Raw genomic sequence first — 7,775 nt, forward strand, 5'->3', positions numbered from 1 at the left:
GCTTGACTATCTAAGTCCCATTGAATATAAAAATATTCACCTTAAAAAAAGTGTCTAGTTTAGTGTTGACATACCAGTAAAGGTAACTGTTGTTACAAGTGACAATAAGGAAACGATTGGAAAAACAATTTCATTTTTAACTAAACAGGTTAAGAGACTGCCTGATTCTAAAGTGAAAAACAAGGAACAACTTTTATTTCTAATAGACTTGGCATTATCAACAGGGGATGAAGAATGGTTTATTGAGCTTTCATCTAAGTTAAAGGCAATGAAACAGCTTGTTAATGGAAACTGTTAAACCTTATAGATTAAATGATAGAGAATTTTAAGTGGGCAGCAAAAATCATTTTGGCGAAAATCGAGGAGAAATGAATGGAACTTAAATTATTTGAAGATAAGGACTTCGTGAAATGTACAAAAACATTTTAACTATTAGGGAGTAAACTATAGACCATAAGTTAAGAGAAATGAGGAAGAATATAAAGGTTAGAATGACCAATAGTCGAAATTTTTAAGCCAATCTAAACCCTAAATGAAATGTCATACATTGATCTAATAAAAGGAATTGGTAGTAGCTTCATTTTACATTCTCTATTCTTATAAGTGTATATGTATATATTTTATCATTGCCGTTATTATAAGAAGGTTATACCGAAACAAAAAAGTGTGATGTATTTTCTATTACTCGTACAAAAAGAGGAACTGTCTTTTGTATATGCAATGATTGATATAGAATATAAGATAGATTGTTACAATGAAATAGAGATGGTATAGGAAGGAAGTGCAAACAATGGAATTCGAAGTAGTTATGCGGGAACTGGCAGCGCTTGGTAAGGAACGTATAAAAAAGACATATTTAAGAAATGGTGCACATGAGCCGCTATTTGGGGTGGCTACAGGCGCAATGAAGCCACTCGCAAAGAAAATCAAGAAAAATCAACTTTTAACCGAGCAGCTATACGCCACTGGGAACTACGATGCCATGTATTTTGCCGGCATCATTGCGGACCCGATGATCATGACCGAGGAGGATTTTGAGCGTTGGATGGATGCGGCGTATTTTTATATGTTGTCTGATTATGTGGTTGCAGTAACTTTGGCTGAAACCGATATTGCGCAAACCGTAGCCGATAAATGGATCAAAAGCGGGGAAGAACTTAGAATGTCAGCAGGTTGGAGTTGTTATTGCTGGCTATTGGGTAATCGCCCAGACAGCGAATTTAGTGAAGCTAAGATTGCGAGTATGCTTGATCTGGTAGAAAATACGATTCACGATTCTCCTGATCGTACGAAATCCGCTATGAATAATTTTATTTACACAGTCGGGATTTCCTATTTACCTCTTCATGAAAAGGCGGTTGAAACCGCAAAAGCAGTAGGACCAGTCGAAATCAAGCGGGACAAGAAAAAAAGTAGTATTCTGCTTGCTTCCGAAAATATCCAAAAGGAAATAGATAGAGGGAAGCTTGGTTTCAAACGCAAATATGTTAGATGTTAACATCGTTTGAGTGCAGCTTTACGCACGTAAGACCTTTGTAAATACAAGGGGAAAAATGAGGGTCCTGATACGGAGGGTTATCTGTCCATTTGCTTCAAAAAGTTTCGTAGTTTCCTCAACGATAACAAAAAACCAGCTAATATGATGAAAAAATATTAGCTGGTTTATGCAATGAATATCCAATTGCCAAAAGTACACATTTTTCACTCAAGAAAAGCGACCATTAACAAAAGACTCAATTTCAAGATAATCTTAATAGACATTAATATTGATCTTTCAGTTGCTGTCCCCTTATACAGGTTCTTATCATGGACCGCATGGCACTATGATGTCAATAATTCTCCTAATTCGAATGCTCTTCTTTTATGAATTAGATGTAATAAATTATAATATTTCGATATACCCTTCTGTACCATGCACTCGAATACGTTGCCCATCTTTTATCAGTTTCGTAGCATTCTCCACTCCGACAACTGCTGGTAAGCCATATTCACGTGCGATAACTGCTCCATGGGTCATCAATCCACCAACTTCGGTGACAAGGCCTTTTATGGATACAAACAATGGTGTCCAGCTAGGATCGGTAAAGGAGGTGACCAATATATCTCCATCTTCTAGATCAGCATCTTCCATGTTTAAAATGACACGTGCGCGTCCTTCGATAACTCCAGAAGAAACAGGCAGTCCAACAATCGCTTCGGCGGGGAGATCTTCTCGTTTGTACTCACCTGAGAGTGTTTCACCATCAGACGTGATAACACGCGGTGGAGTTAGTTTTTCATATAATTTATACTCGTCTTTTCGTTTGCTGATGATCTGGTAATCCAGTTTATTTGTGCGTATGACTTCGTGAAGTTCTTCAAAAGTGAGATAGAATATATCTTCTTTTTCTCGTATTACGTTGGCTTGTACAAGCTGTTCGGCTTCTTTCATCAAAGCCTGCTTATAAACGAAGTAGCGATTAACCATGCTGTATTTTGGATATTCCCTAAACCCGATGAAATTCCGGATTAGGTCAATCATTCGTTTTGTTTCTTTTGCCTTTTGTTCACCTTCCGGTAATTGTTTCAATCGGTCTAATAACTCTTGTTCCTTTTCCAAAGCTTCTTGTCGTCCTTGCTCAAATTTCCTAAGGCTAGCATTAGGCTCAAAGTTTTTAATATTATTGAGAATCATAGGGACAAGAGTAATAGGTTTTTCACTCCAACGAGTTCTCGTGATATCGATTTCTCCGGCACATCGCATTCCGTATTTGTTGAGAAATGCATTGATAGCGTTTCTAGCTTCCTGTCCACCATCAAAATTAACTAGTTCATCCAAAAAGTTATCATCTTTTACATGTTGTAAATAATCAATTACTTCTGGATAAGGACGAATCACATCTGAGACATCCAATAGTGCTAGACCCATTTCTGAAGTAATATTATTCGGTACAGATTGAGAAAGCGTGTCCGCCGCGTTTTTTTCACCTAACCACTCGTTCATTTTTTCATTGATCCATGATGAAGCATTTATAGCAGCCATAAATACAGCTGAACTTTGTGGGTCAAATAAAACCTTCTTTAATTCCTGTATATCTTCTAGAATAAAATCAAATAAATCTGAGCGTCTTTTCGTTTGAATGTTTTGTTTTAACTCTTTTATGGATGATTGGCTGCGATTAATCAAATCAGTAACGATTGATGGATTGTTTTCAATTTGTTCCAACATATCTGTATTGCCTTTGCTTGAACTCGGTGCTTTAACATCATTTGGTAACGATTTAATAAAATCTCCACGCTCAATAATTTTCATAAGTGCGTCTTTCATGAGCGGATCGTGTTGGCCCATAGCATTTAATAAAATGTTCCTACTGACAGGTGAAGCAAGTTGATGTGTAACATCAACAAACAACCTACCGCCAGCTTTGCGCATGGGGGCAGGAGTCGTTAACAGCCAAAAAGATATTCCCAATGGCTTCATGGCGTCAGTCATCATTTGTTGATGGCCGACAGATAAGTAAACGTGATTTTCTTCATCATTCGCTTTAGGGATGGGGTATAAAGTAGTGATTGGACGACTCTGAACAATATAAAATGTATCATCAACTAAACACCATTCGATGTCCTGGGGGAATCCAAAATGAGCTTCGATCTGTCTTCCTATACGTGCTAGTTGTAAAATCTGTTGATCAGTAAGTGTTATTGTCTTTTGCTGATCCGGATCGATCTGTCGTGTCTCTGTTCCGCCTTCTTTTCGTCCATAGATAGCCAATTTTTTGATTGCTATCCTCTTATCGATTTCCCCATCCCTTACTTTATAACAATCTGCAGATACCAAGCCAGAGACTAGTGTCTCTCCAAGTCCAAAACTGGCATCAATTGATAGCACCTTTCGGTTAGAAGTAATTGGATCAGCGGTAAATAAAATTCCTGAAGCCTGTGGGAAAACCATCCTTTGAACGATAACGGATAAATAAATTTGTCTGTGGTCAAATCCATTTTGCATACGGTAAATCACGGCACGATCCGTAAATAGGGAAGCCCAACATTTGCTGATATGGTGCAAGATGGCTTCTTTTCCGATGATATTTAAATAGGTGTCTTGCTGACCAGCGAAAGAAGCGTGTGGTAAGTCTTCAGCAGTTGCACTAGAACGCACTGCATAAGGATGTTCATCACCAAACTGGGAAAGATGGTGAGCAACTGCGTACGCAACATCGGAAGGAATCTCTGCTTCCATAATGATTTGCCGAATCTTCCTGCTGATTTCACCAATTTGATCTCGATCCTCTACTTTTAGCAGTATTAGTTGATCCAACAATGCGTGGAACACTTCGTTTTGTTCGAGGACTTTTTGATAGGCTTCTGTCGTAACACAAAATCCTTCGGGCACTTGTATTCCACGAATCTTCGATAGTTCCCCTAAATTCAACCCTTTTCCTCCGACAAGCAAAAGTTGCGCTTTTTCGATCTCCCGAATCTCTAGTACATATGGTTTCATTTCTTTCCCTCCATTTAGCCCTCAAATACTAAGACGAATCATATGACAAAATTCTTTATCTGATCAACCAATCACACTGTTCATTCGTACCTGTTTCTGACGAAGTTCCATGTTCATATCAAATCCTTTCCTTATAAAAATAAAAATAGGGGGTTGACTGAATAGGATTTTATGATGTATAATTATAATAGGTATACTTTACACGAAAATCCCAAGATAGTTTGTATCTATATAAATTTACCACAGCTTCTCATTTTTATCAATGTATTTATCGCTATGATGGTTCATAATTATTGCAAATTAATAGGAAATAAACCTTATTTTATAAAATAAATGACTCACAAAAAATGATATTTAAAAATACGTTATTTTAGTGGTAGTAAAGAAATTCCACTATTAAAAGCCCAATTTCTTAAATTGAGAAATTGGGCTTTTTCGGTTACTCTATTAAAGCGTTCCTGAACAATTTAGCCTGATTGCTGAGAAAATAAAAGAAATCTCCTGATCAAATATATTTGATAAACGTAAAATTTTTGGTCATAAAACCCTTGTTCACTCATAATCAAAAAAAGAGTGGTATTTTCTTTCAGGGGAATACTGCTATCGCAATATATATTCTAGTAAAAAGCGTTGATAAAAAAATGTTTTTTCATTTAGTTTAAGAAAGTAGATACATGGGCGAAATCTTTCTTTTATTGGTGGATAAAGTCGGTTTATGCGCTTGCCCAGGAAATTGAGATTTGAGATGGAAATCGAAGGTTTTCTTCATTCATTTTAATGGGGGAGACATTACGATATTGCGAAGGGGAGTCATCGTATTGAATTTATGATAAAGGGATACGCTGGAAAGTGTTTTAGAAACCGAAAATCACATACTTTACTTGTCCAATAAAATCAAAAAATTTGGCCTAGCAAAGAAAGAAGTGTAGGAGAAACAATGGTTCAAGTAATAAATTTAAACAAACGTTTAATTAAAAGGCTATTTACACTATACATTCATAAGAACGAAGCTTAGTTGAGAACCTTATAAATTTAAACATGAAGTTTGCTTTTAATAGTTTACAAGAATAATATTATGTCAATTAATTAACACAAGAGAATAAGATCGTTGATAACTGGAGTACTTATTATCGCGACATACGCTTAATGGGACAATTGAAAGCTGGGTGTTCACTAAGAAAATCACAGCCAGGAGTTAAAAGCAACTTCTTAAATTTTTGCATACTTGGTTTTCTTTGATTCCAAAATGCTCAAATGTTCGACCTCCTTGCTATCTATTCTATTGTATCGAGTAATGAAGAACTAGCAGTAGCAGTGCCAAATTCGTTTCCTTTCTTCTATTCAGAATTTTCATACTATGTTTTGTGATTAAACAAAAATTCGTTATAATGGGTTGTATAAAATATATACTAAAAAAACAAAAAAATTCAAGGTTAGCAGGTGGGACGATGAAGGAAATTCAAGAGGAAATGAATGTATTAGATCATATTATTTCTGTAAAAGATACGTTGCCAAATAAGCAGAAAATGCTATGTGATTATATATTAGAAAATCACCAAGATATCGGATTGTTTACAGTCAAAGAGTTGGCAAAGAATGCGGGTGTGGGAACAACGACTGTGTTACGATTAGTGAAAACTTTAGGCTACGATAGTTTCTTTGATCTAAAAAAAGAGTTTCATGACATTCAAAAAGAATACTCTGATAAGTGGGAGAGTGTACAGAAATCGTTTGGAAGCAATGATGAAAACGAGGATTACAAGACACTTTCAAATGTTTGGCAAGAAGGAGTCAACTTGTTGGACAAATCATTTAATCCGCAATTAGTTGAGAATTTTAAAGAAGCAATGGACTTAATTGCAAATGCTGACAGAATTAATTTGCTCGGATTACGACCGTATAAAGCAGTTGCTATTTACTTAGAGTTGCTCATAGAGGAATTCCACTCCGTTACGAGGCAGCTCAGTTATGATAGTGAGTCGATGTTTGATCGTATTCTACAATTTGAAAAAAATGAAGTTATTATTCTATTTGGTTTTGCACCATATACACAGCGGACAATTGATGCAGCAAGCGTTGCTCATAAAAAAGGCATTCCAATTGTTTTAATTACGGATCAGCTATCATGCCCAATTGTTAGTTTTGCAAGCGTTACTTTAAAAGTCGAAACTGGAGAAAATCTATTTACGATCATCCCTATAATTGCACTTGTGGAGGCCATAGTGATCGAATTAGGGAAGAGACATTCGAAAACATCCATTCAAAAAATACGGAACTTGGTAGAAACACTGAAAGATAAAAAAGTTATTGTGTATTAATGAATTTTCATAATATTCTTAAAGTGAGACATTGCTAAGATGGTTTCATTAGAAACTAAGGCGATGTCTTTTTTTAAAGAGAAAAGGAACAAATGAACTTTTTTTAAATAAAATGGTTTACAATAAACCGAATTGGTGATAATATACGTTTAAAGCTAAGAAGTTTTTAGACAATTCAAAAAAGGAGGATTTGCAATGACTGTAGTTAAGAGTTTAGAGAATGTAGAACAAAGTAAAAAGGTTGGTTTTCTTTACCTTTCACAAGAGGATTGTATTGAGGCGGGAGGTCTTAATATGGATGGTACATTGGAAGCGATTCAAAAATCTTTTGAATTACACGGTCGCAACGATGTGATCCAACCTTCTAAACCTGTCATTCGATGGGGGGGACCTGAAACCGAAGAGACAAGAGGGAGAATAATGACAATGCCTTCCTATCTTGGTGGTGATATTGATGTAGCGGGAATGAAGTGGATTCCGAGTATGCCTGAAAATCCAAAAAAAATTGGGCAGCCGAGAGCTTCTGCTATTATTATTTTATCCGATCCTCACAATGGTTTTCCCCTTGCCATTATGGATGGAACAATTGTAAGCGCTATGAGAACTGGAGCGGCAACTGGTATAGCGGCAAAATATTTAGCTAATCCAGATTCACGCACAGTAGGTATCATTGGAGCAGGTGTCCAAAGCAGAACACAGTTAATGGCTGTAACTAGTGTGTTTAAAAATCAAATTGAACAAATTAAAGTATTCGACTTGAATGAAGAGAAAACAAGACAATTCGCAAAAGAAATGCAATTAGAGCTAAATGTAAACGTTGTCAATGCAGCAAGTGCCGAAGAAGCCATTAGAGATTCAGATATCGTCATCACAGCGACAATGTCGACTTTCCCATATGTAAAAGGAGCATTCCTGTAATGAAGAAATTTGAGGATTGAACAAAAAAGAGCCCTCTTGGTATTATACGAGGTGTCCAA

General features: G+C 36.2%; 4 protein-coding genes and 1 pseudogene. 4 read left to right on the forward strand and 1 reads right to left on the reverse strand.

The window, feature by feature from the left end; translation table 11 throughout:
* Nucleotides 1-76: 76 nt before the first annotated feature.
* Both Q1B07_RS25725 and Q1B07_RS25730 read left to right on the forward strand, forming a co-directional pair.
* Nucleotides 77-298 (forward strand): annotated as a pseudogene (locus tag Q1B07_RS25725) (IDEAL domain-containing protein); the annotation flags it as partial.
* A 492-nt stretch (nt 299-790) separates the two neighbouring features.
* On the forward strand, nt 791-1,498 hold the full coding sequence (locus Q1B07_RS25730; protein WP_299095414.1) for a DNA alkylation repair protein: 708 nt from the start codon (nt 791-793) through the stop codon (nt 1,496-1,498).
* A gap of 384 nt (nt 1,499-1,882) precedes the next feature.
* Here the strand turns inward: Q1B07_RS25730 and ppsA are convergent, their stop codons facing one another.
* Entirely contained in the window at nt 1,883-4,480 is a 2,598-nt protein-coding gene (gene ppsA / locus Q1B07_RS25735) for a phosphoenolpyruvate synthase (RefSeq protein WP_299095416.1), read from the reverse strand.
* Between the two features lie 1,448 nt (nt 4,481-5,928).
* Between ppsA and Q1B07_RS25740 the strand changes: the two genes are divergently transcribed.
* On the forward strand, nt 5,929-6,798 hold the full coding sequence (locus tag Q1B07_RS25740; RefSeq protein WP_299095418.1) for a MurR/RpiR family transcriptional regulator: 870 nt from the start codon (nt 5,929-5,931) through the stop codon (nt 6,796-6,798).
* 195 nt (nt 6,799-6,993) lie between these two features.
* Nucleotides 6,994-7,716: an ornithine cyclodeaminase family protein gene (locus Q1B07_RS25745; RefSeq protein WP_299095421.1), complete on the forward strand. Its 723-nt coding sequence runs from the start codon at nt 6,994-6,996 to the stop codon at nt 7,714-7,716.
* Nucleotides 7,717-7,775: the final 59 nt, after the last annotated feature.

Source organism: uncultured Metabacillus sp., assembly GCF_947503125.1.
In the GTDB taxonomy this organism is placed as follows: Bacteria; Bacillota; Bacilli; order Bacillales; family Bacillaceae; genus Metabacillus.

Coding starts and splice junctions, on each gene's coding strand:
- Q1B07_RS25745 (WP_299095421.1), top strand. CDS start 6,994: ATGACTGTAGTTAAGAGTTTAGAGAATGTAGAACAAAGTAAAAAGGTT.
- Q1B07_RS25730 (WP_299095414.1), top strand. CDS start 791: ATGGAATTCGAAGTAGTTATGCGGGAACTGGCAGCGCTTGGTAAGGAA.
- ppsA (WP_299095416.1), bottom strand. CDS start 4,480: ATGAAACCATATGTACTAGAGATTCGGGAGATCGAAAAAGCGCAACTT.
- Q1B07_RS25740 (WP_299095418.1), top strand. CDS start 5,929: ATGAAGGAAATTCAAGAGGAAATGAATGTATTAGATCATATTATTTCT.